This window comes from Acidipropionibacterium jensenii (assembly GCF_005890135.1).
GTDB classification, from domain to species: domain Bacteria; phylum Actinomycetota; class Actinomycetes; order Propionibacteriales; family Propionibacteriaceae; genus Acidipropionibacterium; species Acidipropionibacterium jensenii.
Genome location: NZ_CP040635.1, coordinates 2536644 through 2557979 on the forward strand (window position 1 = coordinate 2536644; position 21336 = coordinate 2557979).

Here is a 21336-nt window from a genome sequence, read left to right on the forward strand (position 1 = left end):
CAATCATGCGGGTTTGTTCGGTTTGTGTGGTGGTTGATTCGGGCTTGTTTTCGGCCGTCTGTGACACGCGCTGTGACATGTGAACGGGGGTTTCACGTGAAACATCACGCGATGTTTCACGCGGCCTTCTTCGAGGGCACCTTCTTCCCCTTCGAGGGGACCTTCTTCCCGTAGCGCCGTCCTGCCCAGATTCCGCACGACGGTTTCAGTGTTTCGGCATAGGCGCGGCACTCGTCGAGGACGGGGCAGGTGGTGCAGCGGTGGCAGGCGGCCTCCACCTGCTGGTCGTCGAGCTGGTCTCCGGTCCACGCTTCTGGGTCGGAGGCGCAGGGCGGTTGGGCGGCCAGCTCGTCGAGGGTGTCGAGCAGCGCTCGGCGCTGGGGGGCCGCCCGATGGGTTCTGTCGGTGATGAAGCCGACGGGCATCCTCACGGGTGGGGTGGTGTGCATCCTTGGCCAGTTGTGGGCGTCTGGGCGTCCTTTCGCTCCGGAGTCGTGGCCGTTCAGGAATCGGTTCAGTTCGTCGGGGGTCATCGGTTGTGTCCTCTCTCGAAGGGGTTGCGGCGGTGGTGGACGACGGGGCGTCCGGCCAGGCCTTGCAGCGCGGTGTGGGCGTCGGCCGGGTCGGGTCCGGCGCGGTGGTGTCGGGTGGCCGCCAGGACCACGCGGGTGGGCCGCCGGTCCAGGTCGGGCCGGTTGCGGGTGGTGGGGACCCGCGCGGCTGAGGTGCCGCTGTCGGGCCGCTCGGTGAGCAGGGCGACGGCCATGCCGACGACGGTGGGGATGTCGTCGTGGTGGCCGGCGGGGTTGTGGAGTTTCACGGTGCCCGGCGTGGTCTCGATCATGCGGGTCGAGTTGAACCCGTCGACAAGTTCGGGGTCGTCGGGCAGGGACAGGGCCCGGTCTCGCAGCGCGATGTACAGGGCCCGGGCGAGCCGGTTCGCCCCTGCCGAGCTGAACACGTATTCGTGGCAGACGACGCCGGCGCGGGTGAGGTTCGAGGTGAGCTGTTCGGCCTGCATCCGGTCGAAGTGCACGGGTGCGTGGTACTCGCGGGCCAGCCGGGCGATGGTGTGCTGCACCTCGTCCAGATCGACCCGTCCGCCGGACTGTTTCGAGGGCCGCCAGCTCATCACCCGGTCGACGACGACGACCCGTCCGGCGTCGGTGCGCTCGGTGTGGGATACCGCTACCGCGGTGAGGTCCCGGCGGGTGCCGATGTCGAGGGTGATGATGTAGCGGCGGCCGGGGCTGTAGGGGAGCACCGGGCTGCCGGGGCGGATGGCGGCGGCGACGGCGGCCGGGTCGGTGAGGGAGTCGTCTCCTTCGGCGAACTCGCAGAGGATCAGGCGCCGCCATTCGGAGGCGGTGAGGGAGGCTTGGGTGGCGGCGACCTCGTCGGCGGTCCACCACGGTGACGGGCCGGGCCTTACGGTGGTGCGCCAGTGGGCGGGGTTGTCGGAGGCCAGCTTCCAGATCTCGGCGCCCAGACCGGCCGGTGAGCCTCCTGTGCCGGTGACGATCAGCCGGGCGCCGGGCACCTTGGCGACGCCGGAGGCGATGGCCGACCAGAGTTTGCGATGGTTGGTGGTGGCAGGCCACATGGGCAGCTCGTCGGCGACCGTGATGTAGGGGCGAAGCCCGAACGCCGATGCGCCGTCGGAGGTCTCGATGCGCAGGGTGGCGCCCGAGGCGCGGGCGGTGATGGTGCGGGCATCGACGGTGAACGCGCCGGCCAGGCCGGGGGTGCGGTCGATCCATCCGGCCGCGGAGTCGGCGAAGATGGCGGCTTGGTCGGCGTCGACGGCGAACACGTAGGAGCGGGAGTGCGCCGGCGCCTCGGTGAGCATCAGGGCCAGCACCTCGGCGGCGGTGTCTCCCGTCTTGGACATGCCGCGGCCTGCGAGTCGGAAGGATCGGCGCGGGCCTGTTGGGGCGAGCACCTCGCGGGCGTCGTCCAGCTGCCAGGGCTCGGCGGCCTCACCCCAGCGGCGGCCGTCCTCCAGCACGAACGACGACATCAGGGCTACCGGGTCCAGCTTGGCGGGATCGGTGGTGCTCATCGGTCGACCTCCTCGGTGTTGTCGATCTCGGGCATCGGGTCGAACTGGCCTGCGTCGACGGCCTCCCGGATGGCGGATACGAACTGACGGGCCTCGTCGAGGGAGGGGCAGGACCGGATCTCGACATGCCGGGACGGTGTGGGCACCCGGGCGGTGTAGATGGGGCGGCCGTCGCGGGCGACCTTCAACACGATGGGCTCGTCCGGTTCGGGCCGCTCGTACATGGTGCTCATCGCCCGGCCTCCTCGTCGTGGTCACCATCGAGGGGGCCAGGGCGTCCAGCGGACTGGTCCTCATCGAGGGGAGCGTCAAGGTGCTGGTCCAGGCGGGCGACGCCGGCGGGCCGGTCCCCTTCGAGGGGGCCGGCCAGCTGTGGGGTTGACCGGCTGTCGAGGGCGGCGCGTCCGGCGTCGGCCAGCTGGGCCAGGGACACCATCGTGGTGGTGGCGTCGGCCCGCTCGCGGGCCAGAGCTGCCGAGGATCGCGGGTCGAGCCCTAGGGTGGCGCGGGCCTTGGCCGCCCGCCCCTCCATCTGCTCGGACAACTTGACGTAGCTGAGCGGGTCGCCGTCGGAGTCGAGCAGGCCGTGATCGTCGGAGTAGTTGCGGAGCAGCTGGCATCGGGCCTCGGCGGTTGCCCAGGCCGCCAGCGCCGGGGCGTACTGTGCGTCGGCCAGATCGGGGCGGACTTCCAGCAGTTCGGCGCGGAGCTGGTCGGCGACCTGCGAGACGACACGTGGGGAGCTGGCGCCGTGGGTGAGCCAGTCCCAACCGACCGGCGGTCGATGGCCGGGGAACTTGCCGCCCAGGCCGGGGCCCTTCGACCCGCCGGCCGGGATGCCGGATGCCGGGCGCCGTCCCCCCAGCTCGCGGCATCGCTTCTCATAGGCGGCGCGGTTGGCCGCGCGGTTCTTGTGTCCGGCCATCTCAGATCTCCTCCTCCGGGTCGGTGCGTATGTATCGGGGCCCGCGGTGATCGCCGTCGTCCTCGTGCTGGCCATCGTCGAGGCGGCGCAGCCCGGCCCGGGCAAGCCGGTCCCGGATGCCGTCGAGCTGGCCAGCATCGCCGATGTGAGCCCACCGGGTGGTGCTGGCCGGTTCATCGTGGGTGGCCCACCACGGCATCGCCCGCAGGCGGATATCTCCGGCGAGCACCGGGTCAGGGTTCAGCCCAAGGTGCGCGGCCAGGGCGGCATCTATCGCGGTGGCCCCCACCGCATGATTGTTGGCGGCGATGGCGGCCTCACATGCCGGGCAGACGTGCCCGGTGAGCCGCTGGCCGTGGGGCCCGTCGACGGCGAGACGGGCCCACACCTGCCGGGCCGCCGGTGCCCTGCCGCCGGCACGGCGGACCTCGGAGGCGGTCACGGTGACCGTGTCGACTCCGCAGATCAGGCAGCCTCCGGGCTTGGCGAGCTCGTGCCCGCTGGCCCTGATCTCCGGCGGCTCGAGGGGAACCGCCGGCGCGGACCGGGCGATGCGCTCCGCCAGGACGTCGGCCAGCACGCCGCGATAACGGGCCCGGTCCTCATCGGTGATGAATCCCCACCGCTCGGTGCAGCAGGACTGAGTCACCCCTCGTGAGGTGCACGCTGCCGACCAGGACGGGGTTCCTGTGTCCCGGACCGCGGCCAGCCAGTCGCTCATCTCGAGGGGGTCGGCGCCGGCGCTGGGTGGGTCGACGTCGAGCAGGCAGCAGACAGCAGCGATGCGCTCGGCGAGCCGTTCGGCACCAGCAGGGCCGGCGGCGCGGAGGTCGTCCCGACTGGCCAGGGCTCGGGAGTACCCCCACCACGGGGTGCAGTCATCGCAGAGTCCGAATGGTTCTCGCCAGGACGGTGCAGGGGCCAGACCGGGCCGATGCACCATGGCCGCGAGTACCTCCTCGGCCCCGGGGTCGAGCCCGACACCACACCAGCAGCAGGCCATCCGGTCATCGGGCAGCCGGGCGAATCTGACAGCCCCCGCCTCGGTATCGCTTAGCGCGTAATGGTCAGTGCTCATCTCGATAAATCCTCTCGTCGCATAGCACATTGCAAATCTTCGGTTTGGACGGCGTGTCGCGCTAGATCTTCCTGTCGAGTTTTTCGACTAGGTTTCGGAGGGCGACGGGGTCGACACGGTCGGCGGCCTTGTCGCCGAAGGCCTCGGCGACCAGCTTCCGGACTGATCGGGTGCGGACATCGAGCTGCTCGGGCGAGTTCAGCGGATAGGCCCAGCAGCCGTTAGCTAGGCGGGGCCTCACCAGCCCGCCGCGATAGATCGCGCCGCGGACCGAGTGCCTCCGGGGCCGGTCCAGCCTCCGGAGCAGACCATCATCACGAATCACGTAGTACGGCTCGTATCCGGCGACGGCTCGCCACCGATGGCCGCTCCGGTCGTCCACCAGGACATCGGCAGCCGCTGTACGGCCGTCTGAGGGCCTGTCAGCGGTCGGGGGTGCAACTACACCGGCCCCGGGGTGCGAGGCGCTCCTAGGGCCCTTCTCGTGGCTCTCAGAGGGGTTTCTGTCGAATAGGGCGAATGTCGGCGTGTCGATGGGGTTCATCGCGTCCTCCTGTGGTAGGTGCGGGCGAAGCTCTGGCGGCCGCGGTACAGGTCGTCGACGCGCTGGCGCTGCCGCTGCTCGTCGTCCTTGAGCACCAGATCGGCGGCCTTGAGCAGGGCTCGGTGTTCGTCGCGCGGGATCGTGACCACGTCCTCGTCGGGTGCCGGGCTCGAGGCCGCGGCAGCCTTCGAGGGGCCAGGGTCCGACCGGGTGGCTGGCTTCTCGGCGGTCGAGGCCTCGGCCTTCTTCGAGGGGCCCGCGGTCGAGCTCGTCGAGATCTCGGCCGTCCTCGGTTCGGGGAGTCGCTCGGCCAGCCCTTCGGCGCGACCGAGCAGCCCAGCGGCTTCCCGATGGCGTCGCTGCTGCTCGGCCGTCTCCGAGGACATCCCCTCGGTGTCGTGGGGGTCGGGGAACTGGGTCGCCGGGGCGCCGGGGCCGATGAATCCTCGGCGGATCGGTGCGGTCATGATCGGGCCTCCTCGGTGCTCAGGGGCCGTTCTGGGGCCCTCGCTGTGACACGTTCTGTGACACCGCCGGCCCGATGGCCCGCGGACAAGGCCGAACGGCCGGTTTCGTTCTGACCGTCGATCAAATGGGCCCCGGATCGGGGCTGCCGGGCGGTCACCGGTCCACCCGGTGCAGGTCGGCCAGACGGCGCTCCAGATCGGGGCGCGGGCGGCCCTTCGAGGGGAGCGCATCGCGGTGCTCGCCAGGACCGGCGACGGGGTGCTCGACAGGTCCTCGTCGGCGATCCGGGCGGGGTGCAGGGGGGATCAGACCGGCGTCGTGGCAGCGCTGGCCACAGAGTCCGCTCCGGTCGGCCCCCTCGGCGTTGTGGAACCTCCAGCAGGGCTCTCCGGGCTTGGCGTGGTGCTTCGGGCAGGCGGTGGCCAGGGCGTGCTCCCAGCCCATCCGCGACTGGCGGTCGCTGGCGACGCCGTGGGCCTCCGGACCATGGGGGTCTCGGAGCGGGATCTGTCGAGACGGCTTGTGCATGAGTGGATCTCCTTCTTGGGTTGGGTTGAAGCTGAAGTCGCGCGCGCACGATTGAACGGTGTTCAAGAGGTTGGCGGCGAAGATCTTCGGGGGTGTCCCTCGCGGACAGGTGATCGGGTGACCCTCGTGACCCCCCGGCATCGGATGGTCGAGGACTCATCGCAGGATCACCGGGCACTGCTGCTCCTCCGAGGTCGGCATGACCCGCGTCACCCCCTCGTGGTTGCTGAACGAGACGGTGGTCCTCCGGGTGCAGCCCTCGCAGTAGAAGTGGAGCGCCGCCCACGGCCGGTCCTCGTCGTCAGCTTCCGCGATGGGTGCCGCCTCGGGGTTGTTGAGGGTGTCGGGGTCGGCGTTGACGGCTTCCGGGATGGTGGCCAGCTGGTTGAACATGCCGTTCACGGTGACCCCGAACAGGTGGGTGTACTCCGATCCGCACGGGCAGGTGAGGATCGGCCACCTTGGGGTGTGCTGGTTGCCGAGGATCGCGGCGAACGTCTCACCGAAGGGGGGTTCGGGGAATCGGTGCTGCGCTCCGGTGTGCTGCCAGACCGGCTTGCGCGTGGACGCCACCGGGATTCGCACCATCGTTCTGGGGCGGTCGATCATCTGGCGGCCCATCTCGGTGAGGATCAGGTCGGAGGCCTTGCCCGGTCCGGGGTTGACCGCGGCGTCGGCGAGGAGTCCATCTCTCAGGAGTGCCCGGGTCGCGTTGTCGATGTCGACGTGTCGGCCGCCGATGTCGTAGACAGACGACTTGGTGGCGCGGAGGTTGCTGTCGTTCCTGGCGGAAACGTGTCTGAGCACCTTCTCCTCAAGGTCGGTGATCGGTGCGATGGTGCTGATGGTGGTGTCGGTGCTGTCGGTGGTCATGGGGGACTCCTTGGGATTGTGATCGGTGATGGATGACGCGGCTTCGGGGTCGTCGGTAAGGGCCAGCCCGGGCTAAGCTGAGGACATCAGGGATACCCCGCGGGGTATCCGGACCGGATAGGAGCAGAACGACATGTCGAGGACTTCCATCACCCGAACCCAGCAGGCAGAACTCCACCGCTGCACCCAGGCGGCCCGGAGCCTCAGCAGTGCGCGGGCCATCACTGACCAGCGGGAGCGCGGCCGCGCCATCGAACGGCACTTCGACCAGTTCGGATCGGGCTGCCGCTACATTCCCCCGCGCGTCCGGCTGCACATGGTCCAGCAGGCAGCCACCACCTACTGAGTCCAGCAGTGTCTCTCCTTCGAGGGGGTGCCGGCCGGGATGCACTGTGCTCGCCCGGCGGGACCCCGACCGAAGGGAGGGCCGCCGGGGCGGGGCGCAGTCCATCCCGGCCCCCAGCACTCCAACAGTCAGGGTGGAACCGTGCCGGGCACGGTTGCCGGACTTCTCATCGGAACATGGTGGTTCCGGGTCGTCCCCAACAGGTGAACCGCACCGCTGGAATCCGCTGTTCAAGCCGGTTTGCCGGGTATTGAACTCACTGAACAGACAACTGTGCCGAACGAAGTGTGCTTTCGGTTCCCCCTGTATGGGGGACCGATGCACACGTAGGCGCGGAACAGTTAGCACGGTTCCGGCACGGTGGATCACAGACATCGGCCGCCACCCCCTCGGAGGCTCCGGAGGTGATCCAGTAGGCGTATCCGCCGCCTCGTCCCTTACGGGTGCGTCGGGTCAACCTGCCAGCATCGAGCAGCTGGCGGACGGTGGAATCAATGTCGGCGTTGGGCCCGGCCACTCCCTCGCGGATGCTCCGGGTCGTGGGTCCGGTGCCGTGACTGTTGGCTTGGGAGATGAACTCCAGCACCCTCTTCTCAAGGTCGGCCCCGTCCGGCTCCACCGGATCGGCATCCTCGGTGTCCACCACAGGGCTCAGGGTCTTGGAGGAGAGTCGTCTGGGGTCGTTCCATCGCACCGTGTCGGGTGCGATCCTCAGCAGGCCGTCACGGTCCAGGTCGACACGTCCGGTGAAGGGCTGGCCGTTGCCGACCCGTGGGGAGGTTCGGAAGTACCTCGGGGCGTCGGTCCGGTCGGCATCCTTCGACGTGAACAACCAGTTCCCATCGGACCCGGCCAGCGCCTCGACACCGCCCATCGAGTGCGAGCCGGACAGCGTTGCATGTCCGACCACCAAGGAGTTCTCGATACCGACGAAGGCGAGCAGCTCCCGGAACCGCGCATACCAGCGGCCGTACTTGCTCGTGTCTCCACCGAGGATCGCGGTCAGGCCATCGACCACCAGCGCGAAGGGTGCCCACTCGGTGGTCCCGTCGGTGAAGATCAGGTCCCGCCGCCATCTGTTGAGAACTGAGTCGTCGGTGAGGTCGAACGACGATGGCCCACCAACCTCCTCGAGGAGGTCGATCACCTGCACCAAGTCACAGGGGCGCAGGTCCTCGCCCTCGGTCTGTGAGTCGTTGACGCCGGACTCCCAGAGCAGCTGGCGGAAGGACCTCGCCGGGTTCTCGGCGTTGATCATCACCGCGCCGCGCTCGCGCTCGCAGACGTCGATCTCAGCGGCTGGGAAGTACTTGAGGAAGCGGTGCCCGGGTGCCAGCAGCGAGGCCAGCCAGTCGGACACCATGCAGGACTTGCCGGCCTTCGGCACCCCGGCCACGAACACGGATGTTCCCCAGGCCTGCAAGCCCGGAATGAGCCATCGCTCGGCCACCGGGTCACCGTCCTCGTCTAGGAACGGATTGGACAATCCGGACAGCCGTAGTGGGTTGATCTCGACACCAGCGAGGCGGGCTTGTGCCCGGTTCCGGGCGGCCGCGGTCATCAGGGACTCATCGGCCTCGTGGTACTCGCCCTCCTCGGCGATGCGCTCCAGTCGTGCGAGCTCGTCGGAGGCCCCGGAGTCGTCGCCGAAGGTCGACACGATCTCCCGGGTACTCGCCAGGGCGCTGACCAGATCCTCGAGGGAATAGGCGCTGCCCTCGTCGTCGGGATCGGTCTGCCAGAAGATGAAGGCCTCGGACACCCCCGAGTCCTCCTCCTCCTCGAGGGCGTCCTCGTGCTCCTCGCTGTCCCAGTCGGCGGACATTTCCTCCTCGGAGGAATCGACCGAGGCCAGCGGCAGCCGGATAGTGCGCGAGGGCTCAACCGCGCTATTGTGGACACCGTCAATAACCGAACCCTCGTGCCCGGGGGAAGCCGTCGGACTTGACGTGTGGTGGCCGTCCCTTGGTGAGGGGGCGGCCACTTTTTCGCACAAAGTCATCGCGGGTTCACCCCACGGCGTGAGTCGTCGATGAACCGCTGAAGCTCGGACTGAAGCCAGAACACGCGGCCGCCATAGCGGACCGGGGAAATTCGGCCCCTCCGGGTCCAGTCGGTGATGGTTCGTGTCGCCACGCCCAGGAATTCGGCAGCCTCGGCACGATTGAGCGCGTCCGACCACGGACGGTCCAAGCGGGTTTTGGGCATAGAGGCATCCTTTCGAAGATGCCCGGCCCTACTGCCAGCGGCGAATCTTGCTTTCCCATGAATGCTAGCGCACTGCGGCATGGAATGGCGACTGGGAATATCGTCAATCTTTGGTTTGGAAATATCGTGGTTGTGCATTTAATGTCCTTCCCGGTGCAAGATATCCCCGTGCAAGCCGGGGAATATCGCTCAGGCGGCCTCCGGTCCCTCGTCGGTGACCCCCAACTGCGCGAGCAGCAACGGGACCGGCACGACCTTTCGACGTCCGAGCCTCACGCTCGGCCACTGGCCAGATCGGATCGAGGCGTAGCCGACGGACCGGCCGCACCCGAACAGGCCGCACAGGCTTGGACCGTTGAGGTCGTAGATCGGGATCACTGCGAGACCACGAATCTGGTCGATGGTGCAGGGCTGGGCTGGAATCTCAGGCATGAGTGCCTCTCCTCCTCCCGCACTTCGGCGGGCTCGGTGTGTGTCGATGCCTCCACTGTGGCAGTAGTTTTCTCGCTGCGGAAGTGGTAATGTTCTGCGCACCGTTGAAGTTCAAGTGAAGGAGGGCAGATGGCACCGCCAGCTGCAGACCGGTGGATCGCCAGCTCTTGGTTCCGCCAGGAGTGGCGCGACGACCCGCCGGTCCCGCTACGCCCGGGTCAAGCTGCGCAGATCATCGAGGAGCTCGACAAGGCCGGCGTCCGGGACGCTGACATGGTCGAGGTGCCCGCCGGGCTTCTGCGGCAGCTCGTCGCCCTTGCCGAGGGCGGCCGCCGGGTGCCGGGTGCCCGGATCGAGGATGCCGAGATGAACGCCGCCTACCTCGTGACCATCTCCCCGCGGGAGCAGTCGGCCCGGCTGCGCACCGTCGAGGTCGTGCCACTCGATCCCAGCCGACCGGTAGATCCGCGCGCATTCCGCATACCCGAGCAGTCCCTCGCCGACGCCGCCGCGGTCGTGCTCGCCCGCCAGCGGGCAGCCGTGAGGATCGGCGACCCCAACGACCCCGACCAGATCGCCCGGGTGGTGTCGAGCCCACAGAGCGCCAGACCTGCCAGCAGGTCGCGGCCGGATGCCGAGCAGCTGCGGGAGGACGTCCGCGAAGGGCTCCCCATCGAGGCGATGGCAGAGCGCTACAGCCGGTCCAAGTCCACGATTCTGCAGTGGCTGCGCAAGGCCCGCCGGGAGCGGCCAGATCTCAACTGGCCAGCGGTCCGGCACCCCGGCGTCAAACATCAGTTCGTGGCTCGGACTGAGCTACCCGGCGAGGACCCCCACCAGACTCCCGACGGCAGCACCAAGTAGTCGACCAGCAGATAGATAGGAGCAGACCATGCCGCAGCTCAGTGGGCCCATGGTGGCCGATCTCGTCCACGATGGCGACGACCCCACCTCGTCTACAAAGGCGAGAGTAGAAGTTGGGATTTCACGGTTCCCCTTGATTTACAAGACAGACCAGGATATTTTGTACTCATGAGTCATGACAGCTACCGAGACTTCAAGGTCTCAGGATTCTCCCGTGAGGTTCGCTCCCGCGACCGGGACGGCAACTACAGCACGCTCGGCGAGCAGGAGCTCGTGACGGTCGTTGAGGTCGGTCAACGATGCTTCGAGGTCGTCCTCGGCGATGACGGCCAGATCGTCGAGCTTCTCATCACCGGTGGTGAGCCGGTGACCCCCGACATCGTCCGGAATCTGCCCATCAGCTTCCTACGGGAGGCAGCACGCGGATATGCGGAGACTCACCGCGGGGAGCGGACTCGCGCCGTCGAGGCCGACCGTCCCCGGGAGCGCAGTGGGCCCCCATCGCCAGCAGCATTCGCCGATCAGTGGCACCGGACCCCGTCCTCAGTCATCACCGCCGGCGGGAAGCGGGTCACCCGGCGCCAGGCCCTCGCCGACCACTACTCGGTGACACCGTGGGCCGTCGACAAGTGGTCGAGGGTGGCCCGGGATGCCGGGCTCATCAAGAAGGACCGGGCCGGGGCCCCTCGCAAGAAGACTTCCGGCGGCTCATCGCCGGACAGCACCAAGTAGTCGACCAGCAGATAGATAGGAGAGCAGATCATGCCTCGGATCAGTAAGCCCAGACCGGGCGAGCCCATCAAGATGGTGACCCTCAAGGACGGCTCGGTGCGCTACCGCGCCACGGCGACGACCTCGCCGCGTGGGGCGGCGAAGCGCACTCAGGCGAAGCGGTCCTTCGCCACCCTCAAGGAGGCTCGGGCGTGGGTCGCTGAGACTCACGTGGCCGTGGCCGCCGGGAAGTTCACCCGCCGGTCAGGGCTCACGCTCGATCAGGCGGCGGACCGGTGGCTTGCCGCCCGTGAGGGCGACGTGCTCTCGGGGGCCATCCGGCCGGTCACGCTGCAGGGATATGTCGGATGGCTGGCGGCGGTCCGCCGGTGGGGTGGTGACCGCCGGGTGTCCAGCCTCCGGCCGTCCGACATCGAGCAGTTCCGCACGTGGTGCCTGTCCCCCGGCGCCAATGCGAGGGCGACCCGGACCCCTCGGGCCTTGAGCAACAGGGCGACGGCGTGCGCCATAGCCCGGCTGCAAGACGTGCTCGATATGGCGGTGCGTGACGGGGTGATCCCCAACAACCCGGCTCGAGGGATCAGGCGGCCCCCGTCGGGCAATGCTGCCGGCCCCCGGTCGGATCAGGTGTGGACCCTCGGGCAGGTCGGCCAGTTCATCGAGCAGGTCGACGTGGAGCGCCAGGCAGGGCGGCTGTCGCTGCCGCTGGCGGTGGCCCTTCGGCTTGCGTCCTGTGCGATGCGACGCTCCGAGGTCGCCGGGCTGTGCTGGTCGGCGGTCGATCTCGAGGGCGGCCGGGTCGCGGTGGTGTCCGGCCGGGTGGTGCTCTCCGATGGCAGCGCCGACCGGCTGACCGGCCCCAAGTCCGCGAGGTCTCGCCGGTGGGTCGAGGTCGAGGCGCTGTCCCCGGGGATCACCTCCCAGCTCAAGGCCTTGTGGCTGGCGGCTGGCAGGCCTGCCGCCGGGCTGGCGGTCGGTGAGGGTGTCGACGGGTCGGGGGCCCCGGTGCTGCCGTCCAGCGCCGACATGGGGGCCCTCGTGGTCGCCTCCGGAGGTGTGCCTGTCAAACCTCAGGCGATCTCCGCGTGCTTCCGGTCGGTGAGCCGGGATGCCGGGCTCCCGGTCGTCAAGATGCACCACACCCGGCACGCGCTCGCCTCGGCACTGGCCGCCGATGCCGAGATTCCCGACGTCGACGCGGCCGCGCTGCTCGGCGACACCGTCGAGGTGTTCCACTCGGCCTACGTCGCCTCCCGCGACGATGGCCGGGCGAGGGCTGCCTCACGGCTCGGTGCTCTCATGTCGGCGCAGCGCGTGGCACCCGTCGGAGTCGTACCCGACGGGGGCCAGGGGCAGACGGCGTGACGGTGCAGCCATCTGGGAGTCCGTGTCAAAACTGTGACATCGTGTGAAAGATGCCCCCTCCCGGTCGTACTCGGGAGGGGGCATCGGCCCTTGTCAGATGGCGGTTACAGCCATTCCATCGGTCGGGCTGACAGGATTTGAACCTGCGACCCCTTGACCCCCAGTCAAGTGCGCTACCAAACTGCGCTACAGCCCGATGGACCACTCCGTGACCCGGGAAAGAACACTAGCCCATAGCGACTGGCGGGCACAAACCCGGCGGGCCATCAGATGCCGGTCCCCGCCTCGCGCTCCGCCACGATCTCGGCAAGCCAGTCACCTGTTCTCACTCTGGCGCCGGCCCCGACGAGCTCTCCGGTGAACACCTCGTCGTCGCCGACCATCGTCACATAGGGACTGGTCTCCGCCAGGCTCAGCGCCCTGGCGACCGCCTCACGACGGTCGCCGACGCGCACCACCTCCGGGAACCATGCGGTCCCCGGAAGCCCGAGCTGTGCGGCGCCGACCCCGCGCTGCTCCACGGCGTCCACCAGGCCGGGATCTGTCACGCTCGAGCAGTTGACGACCAGCACCGGCCTGATCTGCAGCAACTGCCTCATCGCCGGCCAGGAGCGCTTGAACCCGGGGTGCAGGTCGAAGCCGGCGACATCGTCGAGTGGCACCCAGCGCAGCTCCAGGCTCTCCGCGTCGCTGATCCTGGGTTCGAAGGGTCTCACCACGTCGGCCAGGACGGTCAGGTAGCTCCATACCTTCCGGTCGAGGACGCTCAGACACCTCGGCCGCACCGCGTCCCGGGGCACCCCGGCCTCCTCACCGGACTCCCTCAGGGCACCCTCGAGGCCCGTCTCGCCCTTGTGGCGGGCGCCACCGGGGATGCCCCAGGTCCCGCCGAAGTGGCTCCACCCCACCCGGTGCTGTAGGAGGACGCCGCGCTGCGGATCCACCGCGAGCAGCCCGGCGGCGCCGTAGACGCCCCAGAACTTCTCCCCGGAGTCGGTGACGACCCAGGCGTCCCCGGGATCCCGGGGCCCGTGGGGACGACGAGGGGCTCCCGGCGCGGGAGGATCAATTCTCACGCGCCAAGCCTCCCACCCCACGATGACGCCAGGGTGACGATCCGGTGCCTCACCCGATGGTCAGGGTCTTCGGCACGGCCCTCAGGGCCATGGAGATCGGGCAGTTGTCCTTGGCCCACTCGGCCTTCTCCTTGAACCCTGCGGCGTCCAGTCCCGGAACCTCCCCGGTGACGGTGAGGTTGATCTGGGTGACCCCCTCGCCCGGGACGAAGGTGACACCGGCCCTGGTGTCGATCGTGGCGGGATCGTGGCCGTCCTGGGCCAGGGCATTGCTCAGCGCCATGGTGTAGCAGGTGGCCAGGGAGGCCGCCAGCAGCTCCTCCGGGTTGGTGGTGCCCTGGCCGGACTCGGCGCGCTTGCCCCAGTTGACGTCGAAGGTGGCCACCCCGGACGTCTCCAGGCTGGTCTGGCCGGAACCCTCGAACAGGGTCCCGTTCCAGATGGTGTGTGCGGTGCTGACAGTGGGTCGGGCCATGATTGCCTCTTCTCCTCGTGCAGACGTTGCGCGGACACCCACGACGCTACCCAGACATGACCGTCGGACAAGCGGCCCGGCACGCTCACCCCCCGCCCGGAGGGTCGCCCCCTTGAGGGCAGGACGCCCTCATCGCGTCAGGATCACCAGCTGGCCGGTGGTCCTGGTCATCGAGACGTAGCGGTCCACCGCCAGTGCCCGGCCCTGCTCGGTGCCCAGCGGTTCGACGATCACCACCAGGTCGAACTCCAGACCTTTGACCGTTGTGGGGCTGAGCACCTGCACCCTGGGGCGCTCGACCCCCCGGACCCCGCTGACCCCGTCGGTCTCGGCAGCGATCACGCATGCCGTCCCGTCCGGATGATCGGCCAGCCACCGGTCCAGCACGGCGTCGAGGTCCTCGATCCTGCCGTGGACCAGCGGCGCCCCGCCCCGGCGGATCGAGCTGGGCACCACGGCGTCCGGCACCTGCGCGAGGATCACCGGGGCCGCCTCGGCCATCACCTCGGCCGGGGTGCGGTAGTTCACCCGAAGGGTCCGGGTGGTGACGTCGCTGAACCCCAGGCCGGTCAACCGGTCCCGCCAGCTCCCCTCGAAGCCGCTGCGCGCCTGGGCGCGATCCCCCACGATGGTGAAGCTGAGCGAGGGGCAGCGCCTCATCAGCATCTGCCACTGGGCGTCGGTGAGTTCCTGGGCCTCATCGACGATGACATGGGCGAAGGGCCCGGCCAGCGGGTCGCGGTCCGGCTCCTCGACCGCGTCGGGATCCATCAAGGCGTCGCGGAGGTCTTCGCCGCGCAGCATCGACAGGGAGCTGTCGGGGTTGTCGTCGCTGGCCAGCACGTAGTCGACCACATCGTCCATGTAGCGACGCTGCTCGGCCATCACCTTCTCCCGGCGACGTCGACGGCCCGCCGCCGCGGGATCGCCGATCCGCCTGCGGGCGGCGTCCAGCAGCGGCAGGTCGGCATCGGTCCACGGTCTCGACTCGGGCCTCTGCAGGGCGGCCACCTCGGCCTGCGAGAGCCAGGGGGCGCAGCGGCGCAGATAGGCCGGCACGCTCCACAGATCGGCGACCGTCTGGGCCGGGTCCAGAACCGGCCAGGTCCTGGAGAACAGCCGGCGCAGCTCCTCGTTGTCCAGCAGGGCGCGACGCACCAGCTCGACCGGTGCCTGCTGCGGATCGACCTTGTCGACCAGGATCTCGACCAGCGCCTCCCAGATCTGGTCGCGGGCCTCGTTGTGCGGGGTCGACGGCGCCGGAGCGTCGAAGGCCTCGGCCCAGTCCTCGGGGTCCAGGTCCAGATCGACCCACGGCGTCTCCACCACCGTGCGACCGGTCGGAGCCTCCTCGTAGAGCCCCACGGCGGGATCCACCGCGCCTACCATCGCGGCGGCGGACTTCAGCGCCGCGACCCGCCGATCGGGTTCGGGGACGGCGTCCCTGCCCTGGGGCACCATCTCGGCCAGGGTGGCGGCGCGCACGCCGTCCTCCCCCAGGCTCGGCAGCACCCCCGCCACGTAGTTCAGGTACCCGGCGTGCGGCCCCACCAGCAGGACGGCCCCGGCGCGTCCGTCCAGTCGCGGATCGGCGTAGAGCAGGTAGGCGGCGCGGTGCAGGGCGACCACCGTCTTGCCGGTGCCCGGTCCCCCCTCCACCACCAGTGCGCCACGGGACCGGGCGCGGATGACCGCGTCCTGGTCGGCTGCGATGGTGGCCAGCACGTCGCGCATCTGCGGGGTCCGGGCCGATCCGAGACTGGCGATGAAGGAGGACTGGTCGTCCAGGGCGGCGCCGGCGGTCGCCGAGTCCGCGTCCAGGATCTCGTCCCAGTAGTCGCGCACCCGCCCGTCGACCCACTGGTAGCGGCGTCGGCTGGACAGTCCCATCGGATCGGCGCTGGTGGCGGCGAAGAACGGCTCGGCGGCAGGTGCCCGCCAGTCGACCAGCAGCCGTCGGTCGTGGTCGTCGGACAGTCCCAGACGGCCCACGTAGACCGGCTCGCGGCCGTCGGAGAAGGACATCCGGCCCAGCACGATGTCGGGCCCGAACCGCTCCAGCACCCCCAGCTGGCGGGTCAGCCGGTGGATCGACTGGTCGCGGTCCAGGGCGCCGCGGCCCAGACCGCCCGGTGCCCGGCGCAGCGTCTCGATCTCATGGTGCAGCTGGGATCGACGGGAGCGGACCCGGGCCACCACCTCCGCCAGCCGATCCGGGTCGGGACCCAGCAGTGCGGGAGTCGCCTTGGCGGCGGCCCTCCCCGACAGCTCGAAGAGGCTGTCATGGGGAGTTCCGGGGGTTGTGAGAGGCATCGGCACCACTTCCAGTTGCGACGGGAGCGGCAATTGTGCGCCCCCGACGGGGCCTTGCGGCAAGCCCCCCGGTGCCGTATAAGTTGGAATTGGCAAAGAGGCCTGTTCTCAGCGCTTTCTGCCGCGCTTCTCCCTGGGCCGGACCTCCACCTTCACCGGTGTGCCGACGAATCCGAAGTCCTCGCGCAGCCGCCTCTCGATGAACCGCACATAGCCTTGGTCCATCAGACCCGAGGTGAACAGCACGAAGGTCGGCGGGCAGTTGTGGGCCTGGGTGCCGAACAGGATCCGCGGCTGCTTGCCGCCCCGCACCGGGTGCGGATGGGCCGCGGCCAGACGGCCCAGGAAGGCGTTGAGCTTGCCGGTGGACACCCGCGTCTCCCAGCCCTCCAGGGCGGCCTCGATCGCCGATCCGAGACGCTCGACGTTGCGTCCCGACAGGGCGGAGATGTTGACCCGCGGCGCCCAGGTGAAGGCCTGGACATCCCTCTCGATCTCCCTCTCCAGGTAGCGGCGTCGCTCCTCGTCGGTGAGATCCCACTTGTTGTAGGCGATCACCATCGCCCGTCCGGCCTCCTCTACCATCGACAGGATCCGCAGGTCCTGGTCGCTGATCGTCTCGGCGGCGTCGATCACCACGACGCACACCTCGGCTCGCTCGATGGCGGTCTGGGTGCGCAGCGAGGCGTAGTACTCGTGGCCCGAGGCCTCGTTGACGCGCTTGCGCAGACCGGCGGTGTCGATGAACCGGTAGACGGTGCGACCCACGCTCACCAGCTCGTCGACCGGGTCGACGGTGGTGCCCGAGACGTCGGAGACCACCGACCGGTCGGCCCTGGCCATCCGGTTCAGCAGGGAGGACTTGCCGACATTGGGCTTGCCGACGATGGCCACCCGTCGGGGTCCACCGGGCTCCTCGGCGATCTGCGCCCGGTCCGGGAGCACCGCGACCAGGGCGTCCAGCAGATCCCCGGATCCGCGACCGTGCATCGCCGAGACCGGCCAGGGCTCCCCCAGCCCCAGATCCCACATCGTCGCCGCGCTGGCCTCGGTGCGCTGGTCGTCGACCTTGTTGGCCGCCAGCACCACCGGCTTGTTGGCCCGCCGCAGCACCCGCACGACCGCCTCGTCCTCATCGGTGGTGCCGATGGTGGCGTCGACCACCAGCAGCACGACGTCGGCCGTGGAGATCGCCAGTTCGGCCTGCTCGGCGATCCTGGCGGCCATCCCCTTGGCGTCGGAGGCCCAGCCCCCGGTGTCGACCAGGACGAAGTCGTGGCCGGTCCACTCGGCATCGTAGGAGACCCGGTCGCGGGTCACCCCGGGAATGTCCTGGACGACCGCCGCGCGGCGCCCCAGGATCCGGTTGACCAGCGTCGACTTGCCGACGTTGGGCCGGCCCACCACCGCCACCACCGGCTTGGGCAGCGCCTCCTCGGCGCCCTGGTGTGGTCCTGTCGTCTCAGTCATGACGTTCCTTCGTGCTGGTGGTCGTGTTGGTCTTGGTGGGAACCGGGTCCGGTCCGGGAACCAGCGAGATGACGGTATCAACCACCTGGTGGAGAGTCAGGAAGGTGGAGTCGATGACCTCCACCCCGGGAGCCGGGGCCTGGAAGGAGGACACCGCCGCGTCGTCGTGGTCGCGGCGGATCACCTGGTCGGTGACCTGGTCCATCCCGACCGACCCCTTGAGCTCGGCGCTGCGCCTGGCCACCCGGGCGGCCGGATCGGCGACCAGCAGCACCCTCAGCTGCGCATCGGGGCACACCACCGTCGTGATGTCGCGGCCCTCCACCACGATCCGGTGCCCGCACTCGGCCACGATGGCGCGCATCCGGTCGATGAGCAGATCGCGGACCGGCTGGATGGTCGCCACCGATGAGACGTGCGCGCTGGTGGCGGGTTCTCGGATCTGGGCGGTGACGTCGTCCCCGTCGATGACCACCCGCTCGGTCCCCGGAACCGTGCTCAGCTCCAGGTGGGCCCCCCTCACCAGGTCGATGACGGCCTGCGGGTCGGCTGCCGGGTCGAGTCCGCGGTTGACGACCGCGCAGGTGATCGCCCGGTACATCGAGCCGGTGTCCAGATAGGCCAGTCCCAGCCGCTGCGCGACGGCCCGCGAGGTCGACGACTTGCCCGACCCGCTGGGCCCGTCGACGGCGATGACCAGCTCCCGCCGGTCCGCGGGTGCGGTGGTCTGGGGTGGGTCGGCGGGCTGGGCGCAGCTCATGGCGGGGCTCCAATCGGGGTGGATCTGACACGCTACCGGCATCGGGTCGGCAGCAGGAACGGTGTGGTGCGGGACGGCTCGGGCGCGGCTCAGGAGCGCAGCCTCCAGTGGTGCTCGCGCATCCAGGCCCGCAGGTCGTCGGCTCGTGCCGGATCGACCTCGATGGACAGGAACCCGGCGTCGCGGACCTGGTCGTGCTCCACCGAGAGGTCCTCGATGTTGACCCCCAGGCGGTCGATGTCGGCGAACAGCCGCGCCAGGGCTCCGGGCTGGTCGGGGATCTCGACCACCACGGTGGTCGTCTCCGACATCTCCTTGCCGTGCTTGCCGCCCAGGGAGCGGGCGCCGGCCCGGCCCATCGCCAGGAAGGACTCCAGCTCGTCGGGGTTGTCCAGCACGCCGATGAGGGTGTCCAGATCCTCGCGGACCTGGCTGAGCTGCTCGCGGATCGCGGGGCGGTTGGCGGTGAGGATCTGGCGCCACATCCCGGTCTGGGACTGAGCGATCCGGGTGACGTCTCGGATCCCGCCGCCGGCCAGCGGCAGGTGAGAGCGCTGGGCGTGCCTGAGGTTCGCGGCGGTGAGGATGCTCATCAGCTGCGGCAGGTGGGAGACCTCGGCGACCGCGGTGTCGTGCTCCCGAGTGTCCAGGGAGACCGTCCGGGCACCGCACAGTCTGGCCAGCCGGCGGACCCTCTCCACCGACTCGGCGCTGTTCTCGTGCCGAGGGGTCACCACCCAGGTGCGGTCGACGAAGAGCTCGGGGACGGCGGTCAGCGGGCCGGTGTACTGGGTCCCCGACATCGGGTGGGAGCCGACGTAGCGGGACAGGTCGAGCTCGGTCTCGCGCAGCGCGCTGAGGACCGCCGACTTCACCGAGGCGGTGTCGGTGACCACCGCGGAGGGGTGCCATCTCAACCGCTCGGCGACGGTGGCGGCCACCGCCCCGGGAGGGGTGGCGACGACGACGAGCCGGTAGTCGCCCGGGTCCAGCTGACTGAGCATCCCGGCGCCACGGCCGGCGGCCACCATCGCATTGGCCGGGTCGAGATCCCACAGGTGGACCTCCACCCCCTGGCTGGTGAGGGCGCACCCGATGGAGGCCCCGATCAGCCCGGTGCCGACGATGAGGACCGGCTCCAGGCTGGCGATGTCGCGCGGGTCGGCGGGAGGAAGCGGCGTCACCTGGCACCCCAGAAGGATCGGATCCGCTCGGCGCTGAGCCGGCGGAAGGTTCGGCGGCCGCCGGTGCGTGGATCGAGGATCGAGACCTCCAGCTGCTCGGGGGTCGGTTCGGAGGAGGCGGTGAGCGCCGCGGCGGCGCACCGCACGGCGTCGTCGAGGGGGGTGGAGTCGGTGAGGAACTCGTTGAGGGTGTCGCGGCGGTCCTGGGCCATCGGTCCCAGCACCGTCGGGGCACTGCCGTCAGCGACCGAGCCGTCCCAGGAGATCTTGAAGATCCTGTCCTCGGCGCGGCTGAGTCCCAGTTCGGCGACCGCCAGTTCCACCTCGTAGGGCTTCTGGGACAGCGTCGCGAAGTTCGCGCCGATCACCTGGGCGTAGGTGGTGGCCAGCGCCAGGCCGGTGACGTCGAGGCGGTCGTAGGCGTAGGCACGGATGTCGGCCAGTCGGATCCCGGCCACCCGCAGCTGCTCCAACTCGTCGTAGCGACCGACCGCAGCGAATCCGATCCGGTCATGGATCTCGGAGGTCTTGCGCAGGGACCTCGATGAGTTGAGGGCCACCATGCAGATCCCGTCGGCGCAGCGGGCCACCACCACCGCCCGGCCGCGAGACACCCCGCGCCGGGCATAGTCCGCCCTGTCGCTCATCCACTGGTCGGGTGAGACGTATGCGGGCATGGTCATTGGACTGCTCCTCTCGCGATGATGGCGAAGACGTGGTGACGGTGGCGGACGATGGTGACGAGACGGCGGGACCGGCCGGTCAGGAGCTCTCGTTAGACTGGGTGACCTCGTCGACGATCCGCTTGGCGACCAGCGCAACGTTCTCCGTGGAGATCTTCGTCACACCGTCCTCGTCGGCGACCATCACCACCGGATAGATGCCCCGGGCCAGGTCCGGGCCGGCGGTGGCGGCGTCGTCGTCGGAGGCGTCGTAGATCGCCCGCACCGCCAGCTGGACGGCCTCGTCGCGGTCCATGTCCAGCCGGTGCAACTTCTTCAGGGTCGCCTTGGCGAAGATGCCCCCCGACCCGGTGGTGCAGAAGGAGTGCTCCTCGTAGCGGCCGCCGGTGCCGTCGTAGGAAAAGATCCGACCGAGGTGGCGGACCACGTCCCAGCCGGCGAAGACCGGGATGACGGCGATCCCCTGGACCGCCATCGCCATGTTGGACCGCACCAGGATCGACAGTCGGGCGGCCCGGCCGTCCAGACTCAACGGACGACCCTCGATCTTCTCGTAGTGCTCCAGCTCGGTCTGGAACAGTCGCACCATCTCGATGGCCAGTCCGGCGGCCCCGGCCACCCCGATCACCGAGGTGTCGTCGGCTCCGACCACCTTCTCGATGTCGCGCTGGGCGATGAGGGTGCCCATGGTGGCCCGCCGGTCCCCGGCCACCACCACCCCCGAGGTGTACTTCAGCGCCACGATGGTGGTGCCGTGTCGCAGCAGCTCCGGCATGCTGGTGTCCAGCGTGTTGGGGGGCAGCAGATCCGGGGACACCTGACGGGTGAACTCGGCGAAGGAGTCGCTGCCGGCGGCGAGATAGGGGGCTGGGAGCACCGTTCCCCAGGGCTGGATCATGGTCCTCCTCCGCGTGACAGGGATGCCGTCGCGATCTTCGGGCCGCGGCGTG

At 69.6% G+C, this 21336-nt stretch carries 24 protein-coding genes and 1 tRNA gene; 4 read left to right on the forward strand and 21 right to left on the reverse strand.

The window, feature by feature from the left end; all coding sequences use genetic code 11:
- Nucleotides 1–116: 116 nt before the first annotated feature.
- The 9 genes from FEZ32_RS13575 to FEZ32_RS11410 all read right to left on the reverse strand — a co-directional run bounded on the left by FEZ32_RS13575 (nt 117) and on the right by FEZ32_RS11410 (nt 6478).
- The gene (locus tag FEZ32_RS13575; protein ID WP_175415783.1) at nt 117–533 is read right to left on the reverse strand and encodes a WhiB family transcriptional regulator; all 417 of its coding nucleotides are present in this window, start codon (nt 531–533) and stop codon (nt 117–119) included.
- The gene (locus FEZ32_RS11375; RefSeq protein WP_175415784.1) at nt 530–2062 is read right to left on the reverse strand and encodes a hypothetical protein; all 1533 of its coding nucleotides are present in this window, start codon (nt 2060–2062) and stop codon (nt 530–532) included. The genes FEZ32_RS13575 and FEZ32_RS11375 overlap by 4 nt, the downstream gene beginning before the upstream one ends.
- Nucleotides 2059–2295: a hypothetical protein gene (locus FEZ32_RS11380; protein ID WP_138680627.1), complete on the reverse strand. Its 237-nt coding sequence runs from the start codon at nt 2293–2295 to the stop codon at nt 2059–2061. Before FEZ32_RS11380 ends, FEZ32_RS11375 begins: the two co-directional genes overlap by 4 nt.
- The gene (locus FEZ32_RS11385) at nt 2292–2987 is read right to left on the reverse strand and encodes a hypothetical protein (RefSeq protein WP_138680628.1); all 696 of its coding nucleotides are present in this window, start codon (nt 2985–2987) and stop codon (nt 2292–2294) included. Before FEZ32_RS11385 ends, FEZ32_RS11380 begins: the two co-directional genes overlap by 4 nt.
- 1 nt (nt 2988) lies before the next feature.
- Entirely contained in the window at nt 2989–4065 is a 1077-nt protein-coding gene (locus FEZ32_RS11390; protein WP_138680629.1) for a hypothetical protein, read from the reverse strand.
- A gap of 61 nt (nt 4066–4126) precedes the next feature.
- Nucleotides 4127–4609 (reverse strand): hypothetical protein, encoded by a 483-nt coding sequence (locus tag FEZ32_RS11395; protein ID WP_138680630.1) that lies wholly within the window; start codon nt 4607–4609, stop codon nt 4127–4129.
- Nucleotides 4606–5076, reverse strand: a complete 471-nt coding sequence (locus FEZ32_RS11400) for a hypothetical protein (protein ID WP_138680631.1) — start codon at nt 5074–5076, stop codon at nt 4606–4608. The genes FEZ32_RS11395 and FEZ32_RS11400 overlap by 4 nt, the downstream gene beginning before the upstream one ends.
- A gap of 154 nt (nt 5077–5230) precedes the next feature.
- Nucleotides 5231–5605, reverse strand: coding sequence for a hypothetical protein (locus FEZ32_RS11405; protein ID WP_138680632.1), 375 nt, complete (start codon nt 5603–5605; stop codon nt 5231–5233).
- 156 nt (nt 5606–5761) lie between these two features.
- Nucleotides 5762–6478: a hypothetical protein gene (locus tag FEZ32_RS11410; protein WP_138680633.1), complete on the reverse strand. Its 717-nt coding sequence runs from the start codon at nt 6476–6478 to the stop codon at nt 5762–5764.
- Nucleotides 6479–6611: 133 nt separating this feature from the next.
- Here FEZ32_RS11410 and FEZ32_RS11415 point away from each other — a divergent pair, with 133 nt between their 5' ends.
- The gene (locus FEZ32_RS11415; protein ID WP_138680634.1) at nt 6612–6824 is read left to right on the forward strand and encodes a hypothetical protein; all 213 of its coding nucleotides are present in this window, start codon (nt 6612–6614) and stop codon (nt 6822–6824) included.
- 256 nt (nt 6825–7080) lie between these two features.
- Here the strand turns inward: FEZ32_RS11415 and FEZ32_RS11420 are convergent, their stop codons facing one another.
- The 3 genes from FEZ32_RS11420 to FEZ32_RS11430 form a co-directional block, all read right to left on the reverse strand.
- Nucleotides 7081–8649: an AAA family ATPase gene (locus FEZ32_RS11420; protein ID WP_138680635.1), complete on the reverse strand. Its 1569-nt coding sequence runs from the start codon at nt 8647–8649 to the stop codon at nt 7081–7083.
- 173 nt (nt 8650–8822) lie between these two features.
- A complete protein-coding gene (locus tag FEZ32_RS14235) occupies nt 8823–9170 on the reverse strand; it encodes a helix-turn-helix domain-containing protein (RefSeq protein WP_138680636.1) in 348 nt (115 codons plus the stop codon).
- 51 nt (nt 9171–9221) lie between these two features.
- Entirely contained in the window at nt 9222–9464 is a 243-nt protein-coding gene (locus FEZ32_RS11430) for a hypothetical protein (protein ID WP_138680637.1), read from the reverse strand.
- Between the two features lie 129 nt (nt 9465–9593).
- Here FEZ32_RS11430 and FEZ32_RS11435 point away from each other — a divergent pair, with 129 nt between their 5' ends.
- From FEZ32_RS11435 to FEZ32_RS11445, 3 genes are all read left to right on the forward strand, one after another.
- Nucleotides 9594–10328: a COG3415 family protein gene (locus FEZ32_RS11435; protein WP_138680638.1), complete on the forward strand. Its 735-nt coding sequence runs from the start codon at nt 9594–9596 to the stop codon at nt 10326–10328.
- A gap of 168 nt (nt 10329–10496) precedes the next feature.
- Complete coding sequence (locus FEZ32_RS11440) at nt 10497–11060, forward strand: hypothetical protein (RefSeq protein WP_138680639.1); 564 nt, start codon at nt 10497–10499, stop codon at nt 11058–11060.
- 30 nt (nt 11061–11090) lie between these two features.
- Complete coding sequence (locus tag FEZ32_RS11445; RefSeq protein ID WP_138680640.1) at nt 11091–12425, forward strand: tyrosine-type recombinase/integrase; 1335 nt, start codon at nt 11091–11093, stop codon at nt 12423–12425.
- Between the two features lie 122 nt (nt 12426–12547).
- Here the strand turns inward: FEZ32_RS11445 and FEZ32_RS11450 are convergent.
- From FEZ32_RS11450 to prcB, 9 genes are all read right to left on the reverse strand, one after another.
- Nucleotides 12548–12621, reverse strand: a tRNA-Pro gene (locus tag FEZ32_RS11450).
- 70 nt (nt 12622–12691) lie between these two features.
- On the reverse strand, nt 12692–13501 hold the full coding sequence (locus FEZ32_RS11455; protein ID WP_051238142.1) for an NUDIX domain-containing protein: 810 nt from the start codon (nt 13499–13501) through the stop codon (nt 12692–12694).
- A 49-nt stretch (nt 13502–13550) separates the two neighbouring features.
- Complete coding sequence (locus FEZ32_RS11460) at nt 13551–13976, reverse strand: OsmC family peroxiredoxin (RefSeq protein ID WP_028702495.1); 426 nt, start codon at nt 13974–13976, stop codon at nt 13551–13553.
- Between the two features lie 129 nt (nt 13977–14105).
- Nucleotides 14106–16289, reverse strand: a complete 2184-nt coding sequence (gene helR / locus FEZ32_RS11465; RefSeq protein WP_051238143.1) for an RNA polymerase recycling motor ATPase HelR — start codon at nt 16287–16289, stop codon at nt 14106–14108.
- 108 nt (nt 16290–16397) lie between these two features.
- Nucleotides 16398–17759, reverse strand: a complete 1362-nt coding sequence (gene der / locus FEZ32_RS11470) for a ribosome biogenesis GTPase Der (protein WP_028702497.1) — start codon at nt 17757–17759, stop codon at nt 16398–16400.
- Complete coding sequence (gene cmk / locus FEZ32_RS11475) at nt 17752–18519, reverse strand: (d)CMP kinase (RefSeq protein WP_097827944.1); 768 nt, start codon at nt 18517–18519, stop codon at nt 17752–17754. Before cmk ends, der begins: the two co-directional genes overlap by 8 nt.
- 89 nt (nt 18520–18608) lie before the next feature.
- Complete coding sequence (locus FEZ32_RS11480; RefSeq protein WP_138680641.1) at nt 18609–19703, reverse strand: prephenate dehydrogenase; 1095 nt, start codon at nt 19701–19703, stop codon at nt 18609–18611.
- Nucleotides 19700–20386, reverse strand: a complete 687-nt coding sequence (gene prcA / locus FEZ32_RS11485) for a proteasome subunit alpha (protein ID WP_028702499.1) — start codon at nt 20384–20386, stop codon at nt 19700–19702. Before prcA ends, FEZ32_RS11480 begins: the two co-directional genes overlap by 4 nt.
- Nucleotides 20387–20465: 79 nt before the next feature.
- Nucleotides 20466–21284, reverse strand: a complete 819-nt coding sequence (prcB, locus tag FEZ32_RS11490; protein WP_036980906.1) for a proteasome subunit beta — start codon at nt 21282–21284, stop codon at nt 20466–20468.
- Nucleotides 21285–21336 lie beyond the last annotated feature (52 nt).

Bases quoted from the DNA above. Each gene is read 5' to 3' on its own strand.
- FEZ32_RS11435 (WP_138680638.1), top strand. From the start codon at position 9,594: ATGGCACCGCCAGCTGCAGACCGGTGGATCGCCAGCTCTTGGTTCCGC.
- FEZ32_RS11390 (WP_138680629.1), bottom strand. From the start codon at position 4,065: ATGAGCACTGACCATTACGCGCTAAGCGATACCGAGGCGGGGGCTGTC.
- FEZ32_RS11375 (WP_175415784.1), bottom strand. From the start codon at position 2,062: ATGAGCACCACCGATCCCGCCAAGCTGGACCCGGTAGCCCTGATGTCG.
- FEZ32_RS11430 (WP_138680637.1), bottom strand. From the start codon at position 9,464: ATGCCTGAGATTCCAGCCCAGCCCTGCACCATCGACCAGATTCGTGGT.
- prcA (WP_028702499.1), bottom strand. From the start codon at position 20,386: ATGACCATGCCCGCATACGTCTCACCCGACCAGTGGATGAGCGACAGG.
- FEZ32_RS11420 (WP_138680635.1), bottom strand. From the start codon at position 8,649: ATGTCCGCCGACTGGGACAGCGAGGAGCACGAGGACGCCCTCGAGGAG.
- FEZ32_RS11410 (WP_138680633.1), bottom strand. From the start codon at position 6,478: ATGACCACCGACAGCACCGACACCACCATCAGCACCATCGCACCGATC.
- FEZ32_RS11405 (WP_138680632.1), bottom strand. From the start codon at position 5,605: ATGCACAAGCCGTCTCGACAGATCCCGCTCCGAGACCCCCATGGTCCG.
- prcB (WP_036980906.1), bottom strand. From the start codon at position 21,284: ATGATCCAGCCCTGGGGAACGGTGCTCCCAGCCCCCTATCTCGCCGCC.
- der (WP_028702497.1), bottom strand. From the start codon at position 17,759: ATGACTGAGACGACAGGACCACACCAGGGCGCCGAGGAGGCGCTGCCC.
- FEZ32_RS11385 (WP_138680628.1), bottom strand. From the start codon at position 2,987: ATGGCCGGACACAAGAACCGCGCGGCCAACCGCGCCGCCTATGAGAAG.
- FEZ32_RS11440 (WP_138680639.1), top strand. From the start codon at position 10,497: ATGAGTCATGACAGCTACCGAGACTTCAAGGTCTCAGGATTCTCCCGT.
- helR (WP_051238143.1), bottom strand. From the start codon at position 16,289: ATGCCTCTCACAACCCCCGGAACTCCCCATGACAGCCTCTTCGAGCTG.
- FEZ32_RS14235 (WP_138680636.1), bottom strand. From the start codon at position 9,170: ATGCACAACCACGATATTTCCAAACCAAAGATTGACGATATTCCCAGT.
- FEZ32_RS11460 (WP_028702495.1), bottom strand. From the start codon at position 13,976: ATGGCCCGACCCACTGTCAGCACCGCACACACCATCTGGAACGGGACC.
- FEZ32_RS11400 (WP_138680631.1), bottom strand. From the start codon at position 5,076: ATGACCGCACCGATCCGCCGAGGATTCATCGGCCCCGGCGCCCCGGCG.
- FEZ32_RS11380 (WP_138680627.1), bottom strand. From the start codon at position 2,295: ATGAGCACCATGTACGAGCGGCCCGAACCGGACGAGCCCATCGTGTTG.
- FEZ32_RS11445 (WP_138680640.1), top strand. From the start codon at position 11,091: ATGCCTCGGATCAGTAAGCCCAGACCGGGCGAGCCCATCAAGATGGTG.
- cmk (WP_097827944.1), bottom strand. From the start codon at position 18,519: ATGAGCTGCGCCCAGCCCGCCGACCCACCCCAGACCACCGCACCCGCG.
- FEZ32_RS11395 (WP_138680630.1), bottom strand. From the start codon at position 4,609: ATGAACCCCATCGACACGCCGACATTCGCCCTATTCGACAGAAACCCC.
- FEZ32_RS13575 (WP_175415783.1), bottom strand. From the start codon at position 533: ATGACCCCCGACGAACTGAACCGATTCCTGAACGGCCACGACTCCGGA.
- FEZ32_RS11415 (WP_138680634.1), top strand. From the start codon at position 6,612: ATGTCGAGGACTTCCATCACCCGAACCCAGCAGGCAGAACTCCACCGC.